Annotated in this window: 17 protein-coding genes and 1 tRNA gene; 10 read left to right on the top strand and 8 right to left on the bottom strand. The window is 65.3% G+C overall.

What is annotated here, in order from left to right:
• Positions 1-29: 29 nt before the first annotated feature.
• Positions 30-938, bottom strand: a complete 909-nt coding sequence (locus QTI24_RS21885; protein WP_286603360.1) for a transglycosylase SLT domain-containing protein — start codon at positions 936-938, stop codon at positions 30-32.
• A gap of 593 nt (positions 939-1531) precedes the next feature.
• Between QTI24_RS21885 and QTI24_RS21880 the strand changes: the two genes are divergently transcribed.
• Both QTI24_RS21880 and QTI24_RS21875 read left to right on the top strand, forming a co-directional pair.
• Positions 1532-5350, top strand: a complete 3819-nt coding sequence (locus tag QTI24_RS21880; protein WP_286603359.1) for a DUF748 domain-containing protein — start codon at positions 1532-1534, stop codon at positions 5348-5350.
• A gap of 91 nt (positions 5351-5441) precedes the next feature.
• Positions 5442-8288 carry a DUF349 domain-containing protein gene (locus QTI24_RS21875; RefSeq protein WP_286603358.1) on the top strand — a complete coding sequence of 949 codons (2847 nt, stop codon included), beginning with the start codon at positions 5442-5444 and terminating at the stop codon, positions 8286-8288.
• A gap of 37 nt (positions 8289-8325) precedes the next feature.
• Here the strand turns inward: QTI24_RS21875 and QTI24_RS21870 are convergent, their stop codons facing one another.
• From QTI24_RS21870 to QTI24_RS21850, 5 genes are read right to left on the bottom strand one after another with little or no spacing between them, the layout of a single operon-like run.
• Positions 8326-9123, bottom strand: a complete 798-nt coding sequence (locus QTI24_RS21870) for a M90 family metallopeptidase (protein ID WP_286603357.1) — start codon at positions 9121-9123, stop codon at positions 8326-8328.
• Positions 9123-9881 carry a UDP-2,3-diacylglucosamine diphosphatase gene (locus QTI24_RS21865; protein ID WP_286603355.1) on the bottom strand — a complete coding sequence of 253 codons (759 nt, stop codon included), beginning with the start codon at positions 9879-9881 and terminating at the stop codon, positions 9123-9125. The genes QTI24_RS21870 and QTI24_RS21865 overlap by 1 nt, the downstream gene beginning before the upstream one ends.
• 11 nt (positions 9882-9892) lie before the next feature.
• Positions 9893-10402: a peptidylprolyl isomerase gene (locus QTI24_RS21860; RefSeq protein WP_286603354.1), complete on the bottom strand. Its 510-nt coding sequence runs from the start codon at positions 10400-10402 to the stop codon at positions 9893-9895.
• A 15-nt stretch (positions 10403-10417) separates the two neighbouring features.
• A complete protein-coding gene (locus tag QTI24_RS21855) occupies positions 10418-10999 on the bottom strand; it encodes a peptidylprolyl isomerase (RefSeq protein WP_286603352.1) in 582 nt (193 codons plus the stop codon).
• Positions 11000-11051: 52 nt separating this feature from the next.
• A complete protein-coding gene (locus QTI24_RS21850) occupies positions 11052-11633 on the bottom strand; it encodes a tetratricopeptide repeat protein (protein ID WP_286603349.1) in 582 nt (193 codons plus the stop codon).
• A gap of 194 nt (positions 11634-11827) precedes the next feature.
• Here QTI24_RS21850 and cysS point away from each other — a divergent pair, with 194 nt between their 5' ends.
• From cysS to QTI24_RS21815, 7 genes are all read left to right on the top strand, one after another.
• A complete protein-coding gene (cysS, locus tag QTI24_RS21845) occupies positions 11828-13204 on the top strand; it encodes a cysteine--tRNA ligase (RefSeq protein WP_286603348.1) in 1377 nt (458 codons plus the stop codon).
• 20 nt (positions 13205-13224) lie between these two features.
• On the top strand, positions 13225-13869 hold the full coding sequence (locus QTI24_RS21840; protein WP_286603347.1) for a DNA-3-methyladenine glycosylase family protein: 645 nt from the start codon (positions 13225-13227) through the stop codon (positions 13867-13869).
• A gap of 16 nt (positions 13870-13885) precedes the next feature.
• The gene (locus tag QTI24_RS21835) at positions 13886-14866 is read left to right on the top strand and encodes an acetyl-CoA carboxylase carboxyltransferase subunit alpha (protein WP_286566588.1); all 981 of its coding nucleotides are present in this window, start codon (positions 13886-13888) and stop codon (positions 14864-14866) included.
• 36 nt (positions 14867-14902) lie between these two features.
• Entirely contained in the window at positions 14903-15853 is a 951-nt protein-coding gene (tilS, locus tag QTI24_RS21830; protein WP_286603345.1) for a tRNA lysidine(34) synthetase TilS, read from the top strand.
• An 86-nt stretch (positions 15854-15939) separates the two neighbouring features.
• Positions 15940-17208, top strand: a complete 1269-nt coding sequence (locus tag QTI24_RS21825) for an aspartate kinase (protein WP_286603343.1) — start codon at positions 15940-15942, stop codon at positions 17206-17208.
• 23 nt (positions 17209-17231) lie between these two features.
• Positions 17232-17324 (top strand) — tRNA-Ser (locus tag QTI24_RS21820).
• 469 nt (positions 17325-17793) lie between these two features.
• The gene (locus tag QTI24_RS21815) at positions 17794-19230 is read left to right on the top strand and encodes a tyrosine-type recombinase/integrase (RefSeq protein ID WP_286603342.1); all 1437 of its coding nucleotides are present in this window, start codon (positions 17794-17796) and stop codon (positions 19228-19230) included.
• Positions 19231-19559: 329 nt separating this feature from the next.
• Here QTI24_RS21815 and QTI24_RS21810 read toward each other — a convergent pair whose 3' ends face one another.
• Together QTI24_RS21810 and QTI24_RS21805 are read right to left on the bottom strand one after the other, a co-directional pair.
• The gene (locus tag QTI24_RS21810) at positions 19560-20372 is read right to left on the bottom strand and encodes a ParB/RepB/Spo0J family partition protein (RefSeq protein WP_286603340.1); all 813 of its coding nucleotides are present in this window, start codon (positions 20370-20372) and stop codon (positions 19560-19562) included.
• 893 nt (positions 20373-21265) lie between these two features.
• Complete coding sequence (locus QTI24_RS21805; protein WP_286603339.1) at positions 21266-21580, bottom strand: helix-turn-helix domain-containing protein; 315 nt, start codon at positions 21578-21580, stop codon at positions 21266-21268.
• Between the two features lie 230 nt (positions 21581-21810).
• On the opposite strand from QTI24_RS21805, the gene QTI24_RS21800 reads away from it, so the two are divergent.
• Positions 21811-22215 carry a hypothetical protein gene (locus tag QTI24_RS21800; protein ID WP_286603338.1) on the top strand — a complete coding sequence of 135 codons (405 nt, stop codon included), beginning with the start codon at positions 21811-21813 and terminating at the stop codon, positions 22213-22215.
• Positions 22216-22319: the final 104 nt, after the last annotated feature.

Genomic DNA, 22319 nt, shown 5'->3' with positions numbered 1-22319 from the left:
CGACGGCGATTGCCACCGTCTTGAAAAGCCTAAGAGTTGGAGAGCAGCGCCAGGTGCTGCGAATCCCGCGCGGCCTCCGGGGCCGCCTGCCGTTCCTGCGGCGCGTCCTGCGCCTCCTGCAGGTCGGGCTTCGGCTGCTTGGTCGGTGCCGCGACCGGGACGGGGTTCGTGCGCGCGGCCGGCGGAGTGACGGCGGACGGCGGCGTGATGACGGAAGGTGTTCGGCCGCCGACCACCTGGCGCAGGCGTTCGTGTTCGGCGAGCACCTTGACGGCGTAGCCGCCGTCATCGCTGAGATTGGCCGCGCCGACGTAGTAGCGAAGGCCACCCTCGAGCGAGCCGGCCCGGGCGATGCATTCCTGCAGCACCTTGACGCCGACGCGCATGTTGGTCACCGGGTCGAAAGCGGTGAGCGCACCGCCGGCGGGTTCGTACTTTTCGCCATGGACGCGGGTCATGACCTGCATCAGGCCCTGGGCGCCGACCTGGCTCTGGGCGAAGGGGTTGAAGCTGGATTCGACGGCCATGATGGCGAGGATCAGCGTCGGATCGAGCTTGGTGCGCTTGCCGAGATCGAAGGCTTCGGCGACCAGCACGCTGAGCGGTTCGACCGCCACGCGGTACTTCTTGCTGAGCCAGTACGCGACCGCGGCCTGCGGCTTCGGCAGCACGTGCGGGCTCGCGGCCGTGGTGCGTTCGATGGCCGTGGGCTGCAGGTCGCTGACCTCGGGAGGCGGCTTGCGCGACTGCAGCCAGCCCATGAGCTGCTCCTCGCCGGACTGGCGGAGGTCCGGGCGTGCGGCCAGGGCCAGTGCGGCGAACACGATCGCAAGCCCTACCAGGGCAAACCCGTTGTGGGTAATCTCAAAAAAGCCGTCCACCACGTCGGACACAAATGTCCGTAGCCCTCGGGCTGTGGCATCAAACGCCTGGTTCATCGCTCTTCCTTTCTGTGCGGCGCCTGGTCACAGCGCCACGAGGGCGGAGCTAGAAGGCAACGGCGCTTGGATTGGTACGAATCAGGTCCGCGCAAGGTAGGGAGAGGGCGCGGCAGCCTGATCAAAGCCGGTGGAACTCGGCAGCGGATCTGGGAGCCCAGCCGCGTCTGGCGGCTCGGGGAAGCTGGCATTCTAGAAGTGCCTAAATACCCGGTCAAGAATAATGACTTGGTTTGTTATTCTAATTTCGATGTAAAAAATGTTTGAATTAGTTCACGAATCGGGGCGCGCCAGTCCATTGAAAACCTCATTTGCAATCCCTTTGCCACGCGCCTAGGCTGAGGGGGCCTGAGCTTTTCAGGCGTTTCACCAAGGTCCAGTGACCGGAGGAGAAATCCAAAGGTTCAGCGGCTGAGGCCCAACGGTGGCAATCTCTTGCTGCCAGCATGACCGGAACGATTGAACTTCTGGTCGAGCGAAAAGATGGCATGGGCGTTGCGTCCGCCATCGAGCCCGGAGACCAGACTTTTCGTCAGGTCTCCGGGCTTTCTGCTTCTGGGAAGCCACGGGCGTTTGGGGCACACTCCCCGTCGATGAATGCTGCTTCGCTGATACAGAACAAATGGGTGCGGCGCGGGGTCGTGACGCTACTGGTCCTGTTGGTCGTCTGGGCCATTGCCTGGCTGGCCGTGCCGCCGATCGCCAAGGGCCAGATCCAGAAGATTGCCAGCGAGAAACTCGGCCGCGAGGTCACGGTGGGCAAGATCGACTTCAAGCCCTGGACGCTCGAATTGGCGGTGAACGATCTGCGCATCGCCACGGCCGACGGCAGCCAACCGCAAGTGGCGATCCGGCGAATCTATGCCGATGCCGAACTCCAATCGATCCTGCGCCTGGCGCCCGTGATCGACGCAATCACCATCGATTCGCCGGCGATCCGCCTGACGCATCTGGCCGACGGCAAGTACGACATCGACGACATCCTCGCCAAGCTGGCGCCCAAGCCGGATGCACCCAAGGGCGATCCGCCGCGCTTCGCCATCTACAACATCGCCATTTCGGGCGGCTCCGTCAATTTCGAGGACCAGACAGTCAAGCGAACGCATGAGCTTCGCGATTTCGTCCTCAACGTCCCTTTCCTCAGCAACCTGGCGTCCCAGCGCGAGGTCAAGACCGAGCCCAGGCTGGCTTTCGTTCTTAACGGCAGCAAGTTCGATTCCACCGCGTCCTCCACGCCTTTTGCCGACAACCGCAAGACCGACGCTCAACTGAGCTTTCAGGATCTCGATCTGGTTCCCTATCTGGGCTACATCCCGGGCGGCCTGCCGGTCGCGCTGAAGGCGGGCAAGCTCGATGCCGATCTCAAGGTCGATTTCGAGCAGGCTGCCACGACGGGGCTCAAGATCACCGGCACCATCGGCGCGCACGGCATCCAGGTGGTGGATTCCAAGGCGCGCGACCTGCTCGGCTTCGATTCACTCAAGCTCACCCTGGTCGACGTCAGGCCGCTGGAACGCGTCGTGCACCTCAGTGAGGTGGCGCTGGCCGGGCCGGAACTGGTCGTGGCACGCGATGCCGCCGGACAACTCAATCTGCTCGCGACCGACAAGGCCACGGGGGCGCAGGAAAAGGCGGCGACCCTTCCCGCACCCAGCCCCGATGGCGACGTTGCGCCCAAGCCGGCGGAAGCCCAGCCTTGGCGCATTCAGGTCGACAAGGTGGCGCTGACCGGCGGCGCGATCGGCTGGCGGGACCAGGCCACGCAACCGGCCGCGGCGATCGATGTGAAGGACCTCGCCGTGGAGGTCCGGGCGGTGACTTGGCCAATGGACAAGCCGGCGCAGTTCAACGGCTCGACCTCCATCGGCGGGGCGGCGGTCAAGTTCAGCGGGGAGGGGACCGACAAGGCTGCCCAGGTGCAGACCGACGTTGCTTCGCTGCCTCTGTCGCTCGCAGCGCCGTACCTGGCGCAGAGCCTTGAACCCACCCTGGACGGCAAGCTGAGCGGTCAGATCGAGGTCGCGTGGGCGAAGCCCGATCTCAAGTTCAAGGCGCGCAGCGTCGTGGCCGAGGGCCTGGCGCTCACGCAGGCCAAGACCGCACTGGCGAGCGTTGGCCGCTTCGAGATCGTCGATGCCGAAGCCGACATGACGAAGCACACGCTCGCCATCGCCTCCTTCACCGCAGCGAGTCCGAAAGTCCGGATCGAGCGCGACAGCGAAAAACGCTGGATGTTCGAGCGCTGGCTGAAGGCGCCGCCAGGTGGCAGCCAGAGCGGCACGGCGGACGCCAAGGTCGCCGCGCCCAAGGACCCCAAGGCGGCCCAGGCGCCAGCGGGTGCAAACACCAAGCCGTGGGAGCTTTCCATCGGTACGGTGGCCATCGACAACGGTGCACTCTCTTACGAGGACAATGCCAGCGCCACGCCGGTGGCTTTCGAACTCAGTGCCCTGAACGTCAAGGCGCAGAAGGTCACGCCGAACACCGACACCGTGTCTCCGCTCAAGCTCTCGGGGCGCATCGCCGCCGGCCGCGCGGAGCCGGGGCGGTTCGAGTACGACGGCAACGTGGTGCTCAAGCCTGTTTCGGCAGAAGGCAAGCTGACGGTCGCGTCCCTTCCGGCCCACGCCTTCAAGGCCTATTACGCGGATGCGCTCAACATCGACATTCGCCGTGCGTTCGCGAGCTATCGCGGCACGGTCAAGTTTGCGACTTTGCCCGCGGGAATGAGCGTGCGGCTGGCCGGCGACACCGCGGTGGACGACTTCCGCGCCAATAGCGTCGTGCTGACCCAGGCGCCTGGCCTGTCGCGGAACAATCAACTGCTGAGCTGGAAGACCCTGGGGTTGCGGGGTGTCCAGGTGAAGCTGGAGCCGGGCGCCCCCTTGGCGGTGGACGTGCGCGAGACCGCGCTGACCGACTTCTACGCCCGCGTCATCATCGATCCGACCGGCCGATTGAATCTTCTCTATCTGGTCAAGAAGCCCGGGGAGCCGGCAACTCCTGCGGCTGCCGATGCGGCGGCGCCCGAGGTCACGACAAAGCGCAGCCTCGGCGGCACGACCACGACCACGACGACGGCCAGCCGGCGTCCGCCCGCCCGGACGAGAGGTGCACCGCCGCCACCGCCGGCGGAGCTCATGGTCGGCGGCGCGACCGAGCCCGCGAAGGCTGCGCCGGTCGCCACGGCAGCAGCGACCGAGCCTTCCGGTCCGGCGCCGGTCATCAATTTCGGCCCGATGAGCCTGGTGAACGGAAAGATCGACTTCTCCGACCTGTTCATCAAACCCAACTATTCGGCCGACCTGACTGAACTGACCGGCAAGCTCAGCGCGTTTTCGTCGAAGCCGCAGGGCGACAAGCCCGCGCTGGCGGATCTCGAACTTCGCGGCAAGGCGCAGCAGACCGCCTCGCTGGAGATCACCGGCAAGCTCAACCCGCTGGTCAGGCCGCTCGAACTGGACATCACCGCCAAGATGCGCGAGCTGGATCTCCCGCCGCTGTCGCCTTATTCGGTGCGCTTCGCCGGGCATGGGATCGAACGCGGCAAGCTGAGCATGGACGTCAACTACAAGATCGCACCGGACGGCACGCTGACGGCCGCCAACCGCGTGATCCTCAACCAGCTCCAGTTCGGAGAACAGGTCGAGGGCGCGCCGGCCAGCCTGCCGGTGCGTCTGGCCGTGGCGCTGCTGGCCGATCGCAATGGCGTGATCGATATCGACCTGCCGCTCAGAGGGTCGATCAACGATCCGCAGTTCAGCATCGGGCCGCTGATTCTCAAGGCGATCCTCAATCTGATCGCCAAGGCCGCCACCGCGCCGTTTGCGCTGCTGACTGGCGGGTTCGGCGGTGGCGGGGAGTCGAGCGTCGTTGCCTTCGCGCCGGGCAGCTCGGAACTCTCGCCGGAAGCCAAGGAAAACCTCGACAAGGTGGCGAAGGCGCTCACCGACCGGCCCGGCCTCAAGACGACGGTGGTCGGCATGTCCAGCCTCGACAAGGAGCGCGAGGCCTACCAGCGCCAGCAACTGCGGCGGCTCGCACAAGCGGAAAAGCGACGGGCTTCGGTGCGCGCCGGGCAGGATGCCTCCGCGGTGACGCCCCTGACCGATGCCGAATACCCGGCGTTGCTGGCGGCTGTCTACAAGCGCTCAGAGGTCACGAAGCCGCGCAACATGGTCGGATTGGCCAAGGATTTGCCGACCAACGAGATGGAAGACCTGCTTCTGACCAGCATCCCCGTCGACGAGGAGTCGATGCGGCAGTTGGCTGTGGATCGCGGCGCCGCGGTGCGTGACTACCTGCTGGAGCAGAAGCTGACCAGTGAGCGGCTCTTCCTCGGCGCGGTGCGAACCAAGGCCGAAGGCGACAACTGGAAACCAGGTGCCGAACTGAAACTGGCCACCCGCTGATCCGGGCGGCCGCAAGTCGGTGAAAATGGGGCGGTGCGCCGGCAATTGCCGGCGCCTTCGCTTTTTCTCCACAGATAACGACATTCGCGCAGTGACTTCAACTTCCTCCAAGCCTCACGACATCCAGTCCCTCGACACGTTGACCGGGGGCGCCTTCACTGCGTCCACTTCCGGAGAGCGTGCGCAGCGCATCCGCGAGTGGCTCGCCAGCAACCCGGCGCCCGAGCGCGTTCAGGACGTGTTCAAGGAAATGAGCGGTCGCGACAAGGGCGCGGCGCGTCCCCTGCGCGAAAAGCTCGATGAACTCCGGCGCGCCAAGGACCAGGAGGCCATCGCCGTCGAGTGGACGCACAAGGCGGAGGCCTTGCTGGCGCAGCCCAAGCTCAACATCGCCGACGCGCTCGCCTGGCAGCGCGACGCGGCCAAGGCGGGTGCTCCCTTGTCGCGCGAGCCGCTGGCAGGGTTCAAGTTCCGGCTCGCAGAGCGCGTGAAGGGCATCGAAGATCTGCAGCATCGGGCACAAGTCCATCGCGAAGCAGCCGTGCTGCTGGCGCAGCGTTTCGAGGTGCTGTCGACCAAGAGCTGGCGCGACGCGCAGGCCGCCGAGGAAGCCCTGCGTGCCGACGTTGTGCACTGGCAGCAACAGGCCGCGGAAATCACCGCCGACGGCAATTGGAGCAGCCTCGACGCGAGGTTTGCGCCCCAGCTCGAATCCTCCAAGGCGCAACTGCTGGTGGTATCCGACGCATTCCATGGTGCACTGGCCCAGGCCCAGGCCGCCGCAGCCGATGCCGCTGCGCCGCTGCCGCCTGTGCCCGTGTGGGCCGACGAACTGCGTATCGCGCGGGGTGGTGCACCCGAGGCCGCGCCGGCTGTGACACAGAAGCCTGCGGCGCCGAAGGTCGATCCCGAAAAGCGCGCCGCTGCGCAAGACGCAGTGCAGGCTGCGCTGGCCAAGCTCGAACAGGAAACAGCCGAAGGCCACGGCAAGGCCAGCGCCGGAGCGGCCGCTGCGCTGCGTGCGGTGCTCAAGGAGCACGGTCGGCTGGTCGACGCTCCGCTCGAAGCCCGCGTGCATGCGGCCTTGGTCGCCGCCGGCGAACTCGAAGGCTGGCAGCGTTGGAGCGCCGACAAGGTTCGCGAGGAGCTGGTCGCCAAGGCCGAGGGCCTGCTCAAGCGCCCCGAGGGCCAAGCCCTGGGCGGCCGCAAGATGCAGGAAACCTTGCGCAGCTTGCGCGAGCAGTGGAAGCAGTCGGATCAGGGTGGCGTGCCCAACCACGCGCTCTGGAAGCGCTTCGATGAGGCGTGCAACGAAGCCCACAAGGTGGTTGAAGCCTGGCTCGAAAAGGTCCGCGCCGATGCTGCCGAGCACCGCGCCCAGCGCGTCGCGCTGGTCGAGGAGGTGAAGGCATGGGCGACAGAGCATGCGCAGGCATCCGACCTGAAGGCTCACAACCGCGCACTGCATCAGTTCGCGGACCGCTGGCGTGATGCCGGTCACGTCGGCGAGAAGGTGTTTGCAGAACTCCAGGCGCAATGGAATGAGGTCTTTGGCGCCGCACGCGCGCCGTTCGAGGCCGCGCAGAAGGCGAGCGTCGAGCGTCGGCAGGCCATGATCGCCGAGGCCATCGAACTCGGCGCCACGCCGGTGCTGCGCATCGACGCCGTCAAGGCGCTGCAGCAGCGCTGGCAGGCTGAAGCGCAGTCGGTGCCACTCGACCGCCGCCACGAACAGAAGATGTGGGACGCCTTCCGCGCCCCGATCGACGAGGCCTTCAATCGCAAGAGCGCTGACCGCGAAAAGGCTTCGGCCGCAATGAGCGAGCACGACCGCCATGTGTTGAACGCGTCGAAGGCGCTCGAAGCTGCCAACAGCACCGGCGACGCGCAGAAGATCCGCGCCGCCGTGGCGCAACTGGAAGCGGCGATGCGCGGCGAAGCGCCGCCGCCAGCACCCAAGACTGCGGCTGCCGAGCCGGCCCAGGCCGCGCAGGCCGACGGTCCAGCCGTGGGCGCCACGGAGGTGGTGGCACCGGGTCAGGCCGCGGCCGAGTTCGGCGAAAGCGCCGGACAATCGCCCACGCCCGAAGATGCCGAATCGGCGCCTTCTGGCGTGCCGGCCGAGGCGGCCGCGACCGAAGCCGATCTGGTCGCGCCTGCCGACGGAGCTGACCCGTCGGCACGTTCCGATGCAGAAGCAGCCGAACCTAGTTCCGCACCCGCAGCGCCTCCGAAGCCGGCGCCGAAGCCGGTGATTGCGGTTCGTGGCGATGACCGACCAGGGAACAAGAAGGCCGAACCCGCACCGACCGGCCGTGGCGGCAAGTTCGGCGATCGCCGTGACAGCCGCGGTGCACCCGCTGGCCGTCCAGGCGAGCGGACGCCGCGCGCTGGTGACCGCGGTGATCGCGGCGCACCCGCCGGTGGCGGCCGCTTCGGCGACCGCCCGCCGCGCTTCGAGGACCGTGGTCCGCGTCTGGGCGATGCGGCGTTCCGCGCGCAACGCGAAGCGCTCGAACGCGCCGATCTCGCACTGCGCAAGCTCGCGGCACAGGCCCATGGTGAAGCGCTCACGCAGGTGCTCGGCGCATGGGAGAAGCGCGATGCCGCGCAACTGCCCAGCGTCCAGGAGTTGGGCCGTGCCGTCACGCCGGCGGTGCGCAGCAGCTGGTCGCAGGCCTTGGGTTCCGCGCCATCGTCACAGGCCAACGATGCGGCTGAAGCATTGCTGCGCCTCGAAATGGCGGCAGAAGTGCCGACGCCTGCGGAGCAGCTCGAAGCGCGACGCGCCTTGCAGCTCAAGCTCCTGACACGACGCGGCGATCCCGCGCCGGCGCAGACCTGGGGTCAGGATGCCGGCAAGGTGCTGGCAGCAGCGCACGATGCCGCATCGGCACGTCGTCTGCAGAACGCGCTGAAGGCGCTTCTTCGCAAGTAGAAGAGAGCGGTCGGCCTGCCTCCGCGCAGGCCGGCGATCACGCCTTGTCCGTGGACGTGAAGAACTCGTCGAACAACGACACCAGCGCCGGGAAGTCGGCCTCCAGGCGGGCACGATTCACAAAGTAGGCCTCGCAGGCGACCGCGAAGAATTCGCCAGTCGACTGTGCGCCGTAGTCGTCCAGCCAAGGCGGCTCGCCACCAAAGCGTTCCGCCAGTATGTTTTGCTCGCGGAAGGTGTCAAAGGCCGGCTGCAACACCGCAAACCACGCAGCGCGCGCATCCCGCGAACTCGATGTGCCTCGGAAGCCGGGTGGCAGGGGCGGGCAGCCATCGAACTCGCCGCCGCCGCGCAAGTCGATCTTGTGGGCGAACTCGTGGATCACGACGTTGTAACCCTCGGCGCGGGTGACGCTGCTCGCGAGCACATCCTGCCAGCTCAACATCACCGGTCCGCGGTCCATGGCCTCGCCGGCCACGACCTCTTCGTACTCATGGACCACGCCGGTAGCGTCGGTCGTCTGGCGGAGTGCGACAGCCTCGGAAGGATGCACCACGATCCCTACGAAATCGTCATACCAGTTGAGTCCACCTTTCAGGTGCAGCACGGGCAGCACGGCCTGCGCCGCCACGGCAAGTGCAACTTCGTCGGTGATGACGAAGCCGTGCGCACCGTGAAAGCGCTTGTCTCGCAGGAACTCCGCGGCGAGCTGCCGCAGGCGCTCCACGTCGGCCACCGGTCGTTCGCCGAGAAAGCGGTAGCGTGCGAGCGTCGCCCGCCAGGCAGCATCGGGGATTCGGGGCGGCGCGCGCAGGCTGCGCAGCCAGGAGAACATCAGCGCAGGTCGACGCGTTTGGCGCCGGCGCTGGAGATGCACAGCAACTGTGCCCGCGCCGGGTGCGCGGTGACGTCCCAGTCGCTCAGCACGATGCGTTCGAGGCCGTCGCCCAGCGAGTGCGTGGCCGGTTTGTGGGTGTGGCCGTGAATCAGCGTGGTGGCCTTGGCCTGGCGCAGCCAATCGCGTGCGGCGTCCGCGTCGACGTCGGCCCAGACCATGCCGGGGCTTTGCTTGCGGTCTTCGCTCTGCGCGCGCACCGAGCGCGCCAGCGCGCGGCGCTCTTCCATCGGTCGGGCGAGCACGGCTTCCTTCCACGCCGGCTTCCGCACCTGGGCCCGGAATCGAAGGTACTCCGTGTCTTCGAGGCAGAGGGCGTCGCCATGGCTCAACAGCCAGCGCTTGTCGTGTAGTGCCAGCACGGTGGGATCGTCGAGCAGCGTCAGCCCGCACTGGGCCGCGAATGCGTCGCCGACCAGGAAGTCGCGGTTGCCGTGCATGAAGTAGATCGGACGGCGCGCGGTCGCCGTACGAAGCACCTCGGCACATTGCGCCTCGAAGCCGGGCAGGGCGGCTGCGTCGTCGCCGATCCAGACCTCGAACAGATCGCCGAGGATGAAGATCGCATCGGCCGGCGTGGTCTCGAGATAACCCTGCCAGGCGCCGAAGGTCGCCGCGTCCGAGGCCTGCAGATGGAGGTCGGAGATGAGATCGACCGTGCGCCAGCCTGCAGGTGCAACGATCTCGGCGAACACCACGATGCGCGGACTCAGCTCTTGACGACGGCCTTCTCGATCACGACGTCTTCGAGCGGCACGTCGTCATGGAAGCCCTTGCGGCCGGTCTTCACAGCCTTGATCTTGTCGACCACTTCCTTGCCCTCGACGACCTTGCCGAACACGGCATAGCCCCAGCCCTGTGCCGAGGGGGCGGTATGGTTCAGGAAGCCATTGTCGGCCACGTTGATGAAGAACTGCGCTGTGGCCGAGTGGGGCGCGCTGGTGCGAGCCATCGCGACTGTGTAGTTGTCGTTCTTGAGGCCGTTGTTGGCTTCGTTCTGGATCTCTGCGCCGGTCGGCTTTTGCGACATGCCAGGTTCAAAGCCGCCGCCTTGCACCATGAAGCCGGGGATGACGCGGTGGAACACGGTATTGTCGTAGTGGCCCTTGGTCACGTACTCGAGAAAGTTCGCAACCGACTTCGGCGCCTTCTCCTGATCGAGTTCGAGCGTGATCACGCCCTGGTCCTTGATATGCAGTTCGACTTGGGGGTTGCTCATAGGGGCTCCTTCGGATTACTTCGCCAAGGTGGCGGATTGGATGGTGATGGTTTCGAGGGGCACGTCCGACATGCCGCCCTTGTTGCCCGTGCGCGCAGCGCGGATTTTGTCGACGACCTCGGTGCCGGAGACGACCTTGCCGAACACGGTGTAGCCGTAGCCGTCCGGATTGGGCGCGTTGAGGCGGGCGTTGTCGACGACGTTGATGAAGAACTGCGACGTGGCGGAGTTGGGGTCGGACGTGCGCGCCATCGCGACCGTGTACTTGTCGTTCTTGAGCCCGTTCCCGGCTTCCAGAGGCACGGGCGCACGCGTCGGCTTCTGCTTCATGTCGGGTGTGAAGCCGCCGCCCTGGATCATGAAGCCGTCGATGACGCGGTGGAACACCGTGCCGTCGTAGTGCTTGTCCTTGACGTACTGCAGGAAGTTGTCGACCGACTTCGGCGCTTTTTCCGGCGCGAGTTCGATCACGATGTCCCCGGCCGAGGTGGCGAGTTTCACGCGCGGGGCGTTCTGCGCCCAGCTGGCGGTTCCTGCGATGGCCAGCGTCGTGGCCAGGACCAGCGCCGTGCGGCGCGAAAGGGCTTGAAGTGTCACGGGAGCATCGCTTTCGACAAGGAGTTGCGCCGCGGCGCGGTCTGCACGTGCCTTACTGGCGCACGGGTTTGCGGGCGGCCGGCGTCGCCGCAGGCAGCGAGCTGGCCGTGGGTGTGCTGAACATCTGGCGGATCAGCGCGAGCTTCGGGGGCACGGTCGCGTTGCCCGATTCGAGTTGCTGCGCACGGCCATAGGACTGCGCTGCGAGGCGCACGTAGACGTCGCCGAGGTTCTCGTGTGCTGTGGCGTAGTCGGGGCTGAGCTTGATCGCCATTTCGAGCGCGGCGCGGGCCTTGTCGAACTGGCTTTGTGCCGCATAGAGCGCGGCGAGGTTGTTGTAGGGCTCGGGCAACTCGGGGAATTCCTGGGTGAGCTGAGTGAAGGCCGCGGTGGCCTCGGTCTGCTTGCCTTGTTCGGTCAGGATGACACCGCGCAGGAAGCGCATCTGGGGGTCGCGCGGCTTGCCGGAAATGTAGGCATCGGCCTTGGCCAGCGCCTCGTCCGCCTTGCCCTGGCGCAGGAGCGCATTGACGTCGGAATAGTCGTCTGCATACGCCATGCCGACCGTCAGCGCCAGCAGCAGGGCCGGGAAAATTCGGAGGACGGATGAGAACGAGAAAGCGGCGTGCTTCATGAAGCCTCGAGAGAAAGAGGGATGCGGGCCTTCGTAAACACGCGGAAAATATCCGTCGGTGGCCGTTTACAATGGGCAGGATTGTAGCCGAGGGTCCACGTCCAGTTCCTCGTTGCCACACCACTTCCACCCCTGAAAAAATACTGTCCTTCGCCCGTTCTTGCACGAGCGCGAACCGACGTTTTCCGAGCCTCATGAGTCTTCGCATCTACAACACGCTCTCGCGTGAACTGGAGGAATTTTCTCCTCTGCAACCAGGCAGGGTGCGCATGTATGTGTGCGGCATGACGGTGTACGACTACTGTCATCTCGGCCACGCGCGTTCGATGATCGCTTTCGACGTGGTGCAGCGCTGGCTCAAGACATCGGGCCTTGAGGTCGACTACGTCCGCAACATCACCGACATCGACGACAAGATCATCCGCCGCGCCGTCGAGAACGGCGAAAGCATCCGTACGCTCACCGATCGCATGATCGTTGCATTGCACGAGGATGCCGACGCGCTGGGCATCGAACGGCCTACGCACGAGCCTCGCGCGACGGAGTTCATTGCGCAGATGCTGTCGATGATCGCCACGCTGGAACAGAAGGGCCTTGCCTATCGCTCGCCGAACGGCGACGTGAACTATGCGGTCCGCAAGTTTCCCGGCTACGGCAAGCTCAGCGGCAAGACGCTCGATGAACTTCACGCCGGCGAGCGCGTCGCCGTGCTGGACGGTAAGGACGATCCGCTCGACCCGGTGCTCTGGAAGAGCGCCAAGCCCGCCGAGCCCGAAGAGGTGAAGTGGCCCAGCGAATTCGGTCCGGGCCGTCCCGGCTGGCACATCGAATGCTCGGCCATGGCGTGCAAGCTCCTGGGCGAAACCCTCGACATCCACGGCGGCGGAGCGGATCTGCAGTTCCCGCATCACGAGAACGAGATCGCGCAAAGCGAAGGCGCCAACGGCAAGCCACTGGCGCGCACGTGGATGCACAACGGCTTCATCAACATCGACGACGAGAAGATGTCCAAGAGCCTGGGCAACTTCTTCCTCATTCGCGATGTGCTGAAGAAGTACGACGCCGAGACCGTCCGCTTCTTCGTCGTGCGGGCCCACTACCGCAGCCCGCTCAACTACAGCGACGTGCACCTCGACGACGCGCGCAATTCGTTGAAGCGCCTGTACACCGCGCTGCATCTGGTGGCGCCGGCGCCAGTGACGATCGACTGGAGCAACGCCTACGCGGCCCGCTTCAAGGACGTGATGGACGAGGATTTCGGCACGCCCGAAGCCGTGGCGGTGCTGTTCGACCTCGCCGGCGAGGTCAATCGCACCAAGTCGGCCGAGTCGGCCGGCTTGCTGAAGGCGTTGGGCGCCTGTCTCGGCATTCTCCAGGGCGACCCGGAGGGTTTCCTGCAGGCGGGAACGACGCTGGACGAGGCGTCCATCCAGGCCCTGATCCAGCAGCGCGCAGATGCCAAGGCAGCAAAGAACTTCGCCGAAGCCGACCGTATCCGCAATGACCTGCTCGCGCAGGGCATCGTGCTCAAGGACTCGCCCACCGGCACGACCTGGACGTCGGCCCAGTGAACGCGGCGAGAACGACAGTCGTGGCCAAGGAACCGATCGTCCAGGTCTTCACGCCGGACTACTGGGAAGAAGCCTGCAAGCACCTCGCCAAGAAGGATCGCGTCATGAAGCGTTTGATCCCGCGCTTCGGCGACGCCTGCCTCGAGTCTCGCGGCGATGCCTTCACCACACTGGCGCGCAGCATCGTGGGGCAACAGGTCTCGGTGAAGGCCGCCCAGTCCGTCTGGGATCGCTTCGCCAAGCTGCCCCGCAAGATGACGCCGGCCAGCGTGTTGAAGCTCAAGGTCGACGACATGCGTGCGGCGGGCCTGTCGGTTCGCAAGGTGGAGTATCTCGTCGACCTGGCCCTCCATTTCGATTCGGGCGCCGTGCACGTCAATGCGTGGGAAAACATGTCCGACGAGATGATCATCGCGGAGCTGGTCGCGATCCGCGGCATCGGCCGCTGGACCGCCGAAATGTTCCTGATCTTCCACCTGATGCGGCCCAATGTGCTGCCTCTGGATGACCTCGGGCTGATCAACGGCATCAGCCAGAACTACTTCTCGGGCGACCCCGTCAGCCGCAGCGATGCGCGCGAGGTGGCTGTTGCCTGGGCCCCTTACTGTAGCGTTGCGACTTGGTATATTTGGAGATCGCTCGACCCGCTACCGGTCGCATACTGAATAACAGGAGAAGACGTTGGCGAAACGAACCTTCCTCGACTTCGAGCAGCCCGTCGCTGAACTCGAAAGCAAGATCGAAGAACTGCGCTATGTACAGACCGAATCCGCGGTCGACATCTCGGAGGAAATCGATCAACTGGGCAAGAAAAGCCTTCAGCTCACCAAGGACATCTACAGCGACCTGACGCCCTGGCAGATCACCAAGATCGCCCGGCATCCCGAGCGCCCCTACACGCTCGACTATGTGAACGAGATCTTCACGGACTTCGTGGAACTCCACGGCGACCGTCATTTTGCGGACGACCTTTCGATCGTGGGCGGCCTGGCGCGCTTCAACGGTACGCCTTGCATGGTGCTCGGTCACCAGAAGGGCCGCGACACCAAGGAGCGCACGGCGCGCAACTTCGGCATGAGCAAACCGGAGGGTTATCGCAAGGCGCTTCGGCTGATGAAGACCGCCGAGAAGTTCAAGCTGCCGGTTTTCACCTTTGTCGATACGCCCGGTGCCTACCCGGGCATCGACGCCGAGGAGCGCGGCCAGTCCGAAGCCATCGGCCGCAACATCTTCGAGATGGCGCAGCTCGAGGTGCCGATCATCGTGACCATCATCGGCGAAGGCGGCTCCGGCGGCGCGCTGGCGATCTCGGTGGGCGATCAGGTGCTGATGCTGCAGTACTCGGTCTATTCCGTCATCAGCCCCGAAGGCTGTGCCTCCATTCTCTGGAAGACCAGCGACAAGGCGCAGGAAGCTGCCGATGCGCTCGGCATCACCGCGCACCGTCTCAAGGCGCTGGGCCTGGTCGACAAGATCGTCAATGAGCCGGTCGGCGGGTCGCACCGCGATCACCGGCAAATGGCCGCTTTCCTCAAGCGTGCATTGAACGATGCCTTCCGTCAGGTGAGCGATCTGTCGGTCAAGGAATTGCTCAATCGCCGCTACGAGCGTCTGCAGAGCTACGGCCGCTTCGCCGACACCAAGGCCGACAGCGGCAAGTAAGGCCGGGCGGGCCGTGCCTGCCTCGCGCCGTCTCCGATGGAAAATCCTGCCGCCCACGCACTGGCATCCTGGACGGCACCGTTGCCGCTGGGTGTGGCCTACAGTGGCGGCGCCGACTCCACGGCACTGTTGCACGCGGCCGCACGGCTTTGGCCGGGGCAGGTGCATGCGCTGCACGTGCATCACGGCCTCCAGCGCGCTGCCGATGATTTCGAGGCGCTTTGCAGGGCCACCTGCGCGCTCCTGAGTGTTCCCCTGCATGTGGGGCGTGTCGATGCCCGTCATGCACCTGGGGAGAGCCCCGAGGACGCCGCGCGCCGCGCGCGCTACCTGACGCTCGCCGGTCTCGCCCAGACGCAGGGCCTGAAGCACGTCGCGCTGGCGCAGCATGCTGATGACCAGGTCGAGACGATGCTGATTGCCCTCAGCCGCGGCGCCGGACCCGACGGTCTGGCCGGCATGCCGCGGCAGATGCTGCGACACGGCGTGCACTTCCACCGGCCGCTGCTCGACGTCCATGCAAGCGCGCTGCGTGACTGGATTTCAGCCAGCGGCACGCCCCACATGGACGATCCGAGCAATGGCGACCTGCGCTATACGCGCAACCGTATTCGCCAGCAGGTGCTGCCGGCGCTGGCCGCTGCATTGCCTCAATTCCGCGAGACATTCGCGCGCTCGGCACGCAACGCCGCGAAGGCATCGGCCTTGCTGGCCGACGTCGGCTCCAGGGACATTTCGGAGGCAGGCTCGCCCCCTCGATTGGCCGTGCTGCGCGCCTTGCCGCGAGAGCGTCTTGCCAACGCATTGCGCCATTGGCTCAAGCGCGACCACGGCTCGGTCCCGAGCGAGGCGCAGCTCGAGCAACTCCTCGACCAGATCGCCGCATGCGCCACGCGTGGTCATCGCATCAGCCTCAAGATTGCTGCCGGCAGGGTCGAACGGGAAGGCGACACACTGCGTTGGTACAATGCCCCGCCCTTGTCGTAGCCCTCGGACTTTGCGCCGAAGTCGGTTTCGACGGGCGCACGGACGTCGGCATTGCGGCGCCCGAACCCTTCTCTTTGACTTCACCCATGGCATTGATCGTTCATAAATACGGCGGCACGTCGATGGGCTCGACCGAGCGCATCAGGAATGTCGCCAAGCGCGTGGCCAAGTGGGCTCGCGCCGGCCATCAGATGATCGTGGTTCCGAGCGCCATGAGCGGCGAGACCAATCGCCTGCTTGGCTTGGCCAAGGAACTCGCTTCCGGCAAACCCGGCGACGACCACAACCGCGAACTCGACATGCTGGCCTCCACCGGCGAACAGGCGTCGTCCGCGCTCCTGGCCATCGCGCTGCAGACCGAGGGTCTCCCGTCCGTCAGCTACGCCGGCTGGCAAGTGCAGGTGAAGACCGACAGCGCCTTCACCAAGGCACGCATCGAGAGCATTGACGACGAGCGCGTCCGCGCCGATCTCGATGCCGGCAAGGTGGTGGTCATCACCGGCTTCCAGGGTGTGGACGAGGGTGGCAACATCACGACGCTGGGTCGTGGCGGCAGCGATACCTCCGCGGTCGCCATCGCGGCGGCGATGAAGGCTCATGAGTGCCTGATCTATACCGACGTCGATGGCGTCTACACCACCGACCCGCGCGTCGAGCCCGATGCGCGCCGCCTGACCACGGTGAGTTTCGAGGAAATGCTCGAGATGGCGAGCCTGGGCTCCAAGGTGCTGCAGATTCGCTCGGTCGAATTCGCCGGCAAGTACAAGGTGCCCCTGCGCGTGCTCTCGAGCTTCACGCCCTGGGACATCGACATCAACGAAGAAGCCAAGTCTGGCACGCTGATCACTTTCGAGGAAGACGAAAACATGGAACAAGCCGTCGTATCCGGCATTGCGTTCAATCGCGACGAAGCCAAAATTTCCGTGCTTGGCGTGCCTGACAAGCCGGGCATCGCGTATCACATCCTCGGCGCCATCGCCGACGCGAACATCGAAGTCGATGTGATCATCCAGAACCTGAGCAAGGACGGACGCACCGACTTCAGCTTCACCGTCCACCGCAACGACTACGCGAAGGCGGTCGACCTGCTCAAGGCCAAGGTGCTGCCGACGCTGGGCGAGGCCGACATCGTGGGCGACACCAAAATCTGCAAGGTCAGCATCGTCGGCATCGGCATGCGCAGCCACGTCGGCGTCGCGAGCAAGATGTTCCGCGTGCTGAGCGAGGAGGGCATCAACATCCAGATGATCTCCACCAGCGAGATCAAGACATCGGTGGTGATCGACGAGAAGTACATGGAACTCGCCGTGCGCGCGCTACACAAAGCTTTCGATTTGGATCAACCAGCCGCCTGAAGGATGGCATAATCGACGGCTCAGGAACTGTGACCGAGTGGCCGAAGGTGCTCCCCTGCTAAGGGAGTATGGGGTGTAGAGCCTCATCGAGGGTTCGAATCCCTCCGGTTCCGCCATCTTCCCTCGAAGGGTGCTCCAGAAATGGGGCACCCTTTGTTTTTGGGGCCATGCCTTCCAGCGTGCGTGGCACCCCGTCGCCCATGCGGCACCGGGGACGCGAGAGGGTACGGAAATCTCGTTCAGGGTACGCGCCCTGGGACCCGGCGCTTTTCAGGCGTCTTGCGCAAAATCGCGCCATTGGTGGGGCTTGCGCGAGGCCCCAGTCCCACGCCGTTGTGTGCAGCGCCATGATCTGGCCACGTCGACCTGCGCGTTGGCGCCCAGTCGCGCGTGGCGCGTTGAACGATTCAACACGGCGAGGTGAGCACGGGTCGAATCCGATTTGCACTCGCCCTCGCGTTGGTGCGCTCCCGCCCCCCCTTCCAAATGCGGTCTTTCTGCCGGTACGCCACAAATGCGGCGATGCCTACCGTCGAACTCGTCCGGACACCTCGCTTCTTCCTTCAACTTTTGAGGAGTTTGATCATGGACGAGAAACAAAATCAGTTGCCTGAACTGCCCGCGGTGGCCCCACGGCGGGGGCAGGAGAATCTGCTTGACGAAGTGATCGTCGAGGACTGGCCGGGGTGCACCGATGCCGAGCACTCGGCCAAGCTGCGCGATGGGGGCGGTCTGTACTTGCATCAGCGCGTACCCGGAGGTCAACGGGTCTGGCGGGTCCGCGTGACCATGCCCGATCGCCCTGTTGGGGTCGATGACCCAGGAGAGCGCGATGACCAAACAGAGCGCGATGACCAGGACGAGCGCCCGCGTGTCTGCGAGGTCACCCTCGGCGCGTATCCTGAACTCACCCTGGAGGCAGCCCGCAAGGCTGCGGCTGCTGCCCGTCAACTCGCCCACTTGGGCATTGACGGGACGGCCCACAAGGCCGTAGCGCTGGCGGCCATGCGACTTGAAAACCAGTCTGCCACGTTCGGCTTTGTCTGCGATGCCTGGTGGGCTGCCAGCTGTGAGGCCGACTTGTGGACCGAAAAGTACGCGCGTGAGATGAAGGGCATCTGCGAGCGCTGGCTGAGGCCCCGAGCGCTGTGGAATGCGCGCCTGAACGAGATCATTGTTCCGATGGCCGTCGGCGCGCTGAGCGCATGCACCAAGCAGTCGGTGAGCACCGGGAAGAAGCTGCGCATGATCATTCAAAACGTCGCCAAGTATGCGCAAGCCATCGGCCTGGTGAAGCACACCGAGCTGGCTGCGCTTGCTGAAACGCCCACGCTGCGGGCCTATCGCCTGACCAGCGAGCGCGGTGAACGCCATCTTCCTGCCGTGCTGGACCTGGCCGACGCGGGGCAGATCCTGCGTGACAACCACAATGTCAATGCGGAATGGCAATCCGTGCGCGCTTCGCAGATGTGTGCGCTGCTGGCGCAACGGCCCGGCAACATTGTGCTGATGCGGTGGCAGGATCTGGACCCGGACTGCACGGTATGGAGCATCCCGCGCGGGCTCATGAAGGTGAAGGTTCGCGGCGGCGGGCATGGAGACATGAACTTTCGCTCCCATCACATCGTGCCATTGCCCCGGCAAGCGACGGAGTTGCTCAAGAGCCTGGATCGGCACAGCGAGTGGGTCTTCTTCAGTCCGACCGATACCGCCCGCCACATCACCGAAAACACCCTGGTGCGGCATTACTCGCACCGCCTGGGGCTGCAGGGGGTGCATTGTCCCCACGGGTGGCGCAGTACCTTTTCCACCTGGGCCAACGATCAGACGACTCGGCAGGGGGAGCGCCGGTTCTCTCGTGACGAGATCGAGTTGATACTGGACCACAAGGTGGGGTCTGCGGTGTACCGCGTCTACAACCGGAAGGTGGCCATCCAGCGCTTGCGTCCGATCCTGCAGGCGTGGGCTGACGCGCTGTACGACGCGTGGCACAAGGCCGCGCCCCGCAGGTGCGCTGCGTAAGGTCTGTCGGCGGTCGTGGGGCGGCGTCGGTTGCATCGCGGGTCCGCTCCCCGCTGCCGCGCCGCCATTGGGGGCAGGGGGCGCCGGGCAATGTCCCGGCGCATGGTTGTTCGGTGTCCACGGACAAGCCGTGACCAGGCAGCGAAGTGAGGCGGCTTTGCAGCGCATGAGAGGGGCTTCGCGCGCTCTTCTTTCTTCGAAGCGCAGCGTTCAGGTCGCGAATTTGTAAGTGCCGTGTAACTGCAAGTCCTGCCTGGCAGGGTGTCGCGGGCTGCTTCCATGGGGCTCTGGGGATGCGCGCCTTGGGGCCCGCACCACCCCCAGCACCACTACTCATTGAGCAATTTCTCAAGCGACGTTCGCAGTCGCATGACCAGGGCCTCGCTCAACCGCCGGTCAAACCAGATGGCCAGCCGCCCGCGACGATCGATCTTGAAGGCGGCATGAGCCTGCTTGCCGCAGACCTCCTGCGCATCCTCACCCTGGACACCCGCTTCACTCACGAGCATCTGGAAGATGCGGCTGGGCCTGACCGAGGCGGCACTGTTCTGCGCTTTCAGACGCGTGGCGGTGTCGATGGTGCGCTGCAACGCCGCGGCGCACGCGGTTTTCAACGGGCGTGCCCATCGGTACTGGATGTCGTTCGGCGAGGAGAACGCCTGATGCACCGGCTCAGGCAGGCTTGCAATGCCGATCGATTTGCTCACCAGGCTCACGTCAATGGTCAGCTCCTGCGCCAAGCGTCGGACCGACGCGAAGAGGCCCGCGTCCAGTGCGCGCTTGAACATCTGTCCCTGTTCGAACGGCGAAAGCGCCCGGTGCGCCCGGTTCTCGCGATCCATCTCGGCGAACAGCTGCAAGTCATCCATCGACGCCACGATCGCATTGACAGGCACGCCCAACTCCAGACAGGCGCGATGGCGGCGGTGACCGAACACGATCTCGAACTGCAACGCGCCCTGCGCGGCCACCGCACCCGCGGGCACAGAAGGCGGGATCGGACGGACCTTGATCGGCTGCACATTGCCCCCTGCTCGCTGGATGCTTGCCTTGAGCTCCTGAAACTCGGGCGTGTCAGCGTCTTCGTGGATGCGGTTCGCCCATCTCGAGTGGCCAATCGAACGGGCATCGATGCGACGCAAGGCCGATGGCGTCTGACCCGTCTCGTGCTCCGGTGCCGCAATGCTGGTTGTGCTGGTTGTGCTGGCGGCTGGTGTCGGACGTGCCTCGCCCGGTACCGCCGATGGGGCTTGGCGCGACGTCGCTCGGGCAGGGCGGCGACGGCGCGCCGCTGGTGGGGCCTGCTTCGCACGTGCAACCGGCGCCTTCCCGCTGGCGCGTGCGACGCGTCCTTTCGCCGGGACCTTGGCGCTCGCTTTGCTGGAGTTGCGCGCGGCGGGCATACGAATGTCTCTTTCCTCTCCTCACTGCTGACGACGGTCCGGACCGCCCGGGCCAACGATGCGCGATCCTGCTCGGGGGGATCGACGCCTCCCCCCGAGTGGCTTGCCCCTTGTCATCCGCCGCGTTGCGCGAACGAGCCGATCCATCCAGGGATGGATGAGTCGAGATCGACCGTGGCAACTCGACCTCCATGGTGAAAGCATAGTCGAATATCGACTAGTCTAGATGAGAATACAACGATGCGTCCACAGGTTCAAGAAGACTCCCGCTTCGGGCAGCTTGATGGCGCCTGACGCGCAGAGGGGTGCTCGCGCTGTCGCGGTGAAGGCCGCCACGAGTTCACTGGGCGGGTGCCGTGTCCTCGATGATCGATTTGACTGGCTGCAGAAGTTCCTCTGGCGCGAGTCTCTCGCGCAGGGCAGGGGGGCGTTAGCTGAAGGCCAGCGCCGAAGCGCGAAAGCTTGCCCGTCCCTCAGCGGCATGGGCAATCGTCGGGGCGACAAAGCATGGGGACGAGCACGCGCCTGCTTGCTTTACTGAACGCTTTCATCGCCCCGATGCATCAGCCACAGCCGAACCGCAAGGGACTCGAAGGAGCCGACCGCGCGCGTCGCCCCGTGGTCTTGGGGCCTCAGCGTAGTTTTTGACGCTTGTGTCTCAGGCCCCCCTTGGGCGATGGCGCAGCGATGCCCAGGCGTTCGAGTCGGTCCTGGAATTCCAACTCGAGCGCGATCATGTCCGTGTGCAAGGCCGCGACCCAGTGGCGCAGCTCCACATGGCCGATGAGGCGCGCGCAACGCTCCACCTTGGAGACGTCGGTCTGGCGCCACTTCAAGCTCTCGGCCAGTTGCTCCTGCGTGAGGCCGGCGATGGTACGCATATCCCTGAGAAGTTCGGCCAGCGCCAACTGCTCGCGATTGAACGGGGAAGTCTTGGAAGTCTTCATGGATGCCACTTGTTGAGGTGGCCGAGACCTTGTATGCTTCAATCGACTAGTCGAAATTCGACTGTCGAAAATCGACTATTGACAGCAACCAAAACTGGACGATCGGCCGACGCATGGCCGGACCGGCTCAATTATTGGCGGAAAGACAGTAAATCGCCGCGAATGTGCCCATCTCGAAAGCGCGGCAAGGAAGCGAACATGCCAAAGAGACCTGAAGTGAAAGCGCAGCCATGCTGACCAGGACCGCGCTTGCCGGTCAGTCGCTGAAGAGCCAAGGCGGTGAGTCTGGCCCAGACCCGGCACGCTCCGGCGAATGCGCTGGCCGCGGACGCGACAACCAGGTACAAATCGTGCGCCGTCTTGTCAAAGATTCCCTTGGCCCGACGCCGGCAGAAGCCAGCGGCGCACGCTGCAAGTCCGGCAGCGTCAAGGAACGCGATGCCGCATGGAGGAGCGAATGGGGTGACGAGCCGTACCGCGCAGCGCTGGAGGGGGCGTGGCCCTGGCGGCGTTTCAGCCGGCGCAGGTGGGTCTATCTGATGGTCGAGCGCGCCTATTTTCGAAGCCGCGATCCCCGCGGGGAGGCCGATGCTTCGGAAGGCGGCACTGAAGTGAAGAAGGGCGGCAAGGTTTGATGGCGAAGGGCAGTTTGATCCGTGCGGGCTGTTGGCTGCTTGCGAAGCCGCAGCGCTCCATCGAGTCCCCTGCACCCGCACCACGCGCGCGCCGAAGGGTGTTG

It is taken from the genome of Variovorax sp. J22P240, assembly GCF_030316855.1.
Taxonomy (GTDB): domain Bacteria; phylum Pseudomonadota; class Gammaproteobacteria; order Burkholderiales; family Burkholderiaceae_C; genus Variovorax.
The sequence above is the reverse complement of the archived record's forward strand: the minus strand, read 5'-3'. Positions and strand labels throughout refer to the sequence as shown.

Coding starts and splice junctions, on each gene's coding strand:
- QTI24_RS21870 (WP_286603357.1), bottom strand. CDS start 9,123: ATGTTCTCCTGGCTGCGCAGCCTGCGCGCGCCGCCCCGAATCCCCGAT.
- QTI24_RS21825 (WP_286603343.1), top strand. CDS start 15,940: ATGGCATTGATCGTTCATAAATACGGCGGCACGTCGATGGGCTCGACC.
- QTI24_RS21880 (WP_286603359.1), top strand. CDS start 1,532: ATGAATGCTGCTTCGCTGATACAGAACAAATGGGTGCGGCGCGGGGTC.
- QTI24_RS21885 (WP_286603360.1), bottom strand. CDS start 938: ATGAACCAGGCGTTTGATGCCACAGCCCGAGGGCTACGGACATTTGTG.
- QTI24_RS21800 (WP_286603338.1), top strand. CDS start 21,811: ATGCTGACCAGGACCGCGCTTGCCGGTCAGTCGCTGAAGAGCCAAGGC.
- tilS (WP_286603345.1), top strand. CDS start 14,903: ATGGAAAATCCTGCCGCCCACGCACTGGCATCCTGGACGGCACCGTTG.
- QTI24_RS21850 (WP_286603349.1), bottom strand. CDS start 11,633: ATGAAGCACGCCGCTTTCTCGTTCTCATCCGTCCTCCGAATTTTCCCG.
- cysS (WP_286603348.1), top strand. CDS start 11,828: ATGAGTCTTCGCATCTACAACACGCTCTCGCGTGAACTGGAGGAATTT.
- QTI24_RS21815 (WP_286603342.1), top strand. CDS start 17,794: ATGGACGAGAAACAAAATCAGTTGCCTGAACTGCCCGCGGTGGCCCCA.
- QTI24_RS21860 (WP_286603354.1), bottom strand. CDS start 10,402: ATGAGCAACCCCCAAGTCGAACTGCATATCAAGGACCAGGGCGTGATC.
- QTI24_RS21805 (WP_286603339.1), bottom strand. CDS start 21,580: ATGAAGACTTCCAAGACTTCCCCGTTCAATCGCGAGCAGTTGGCGCTG.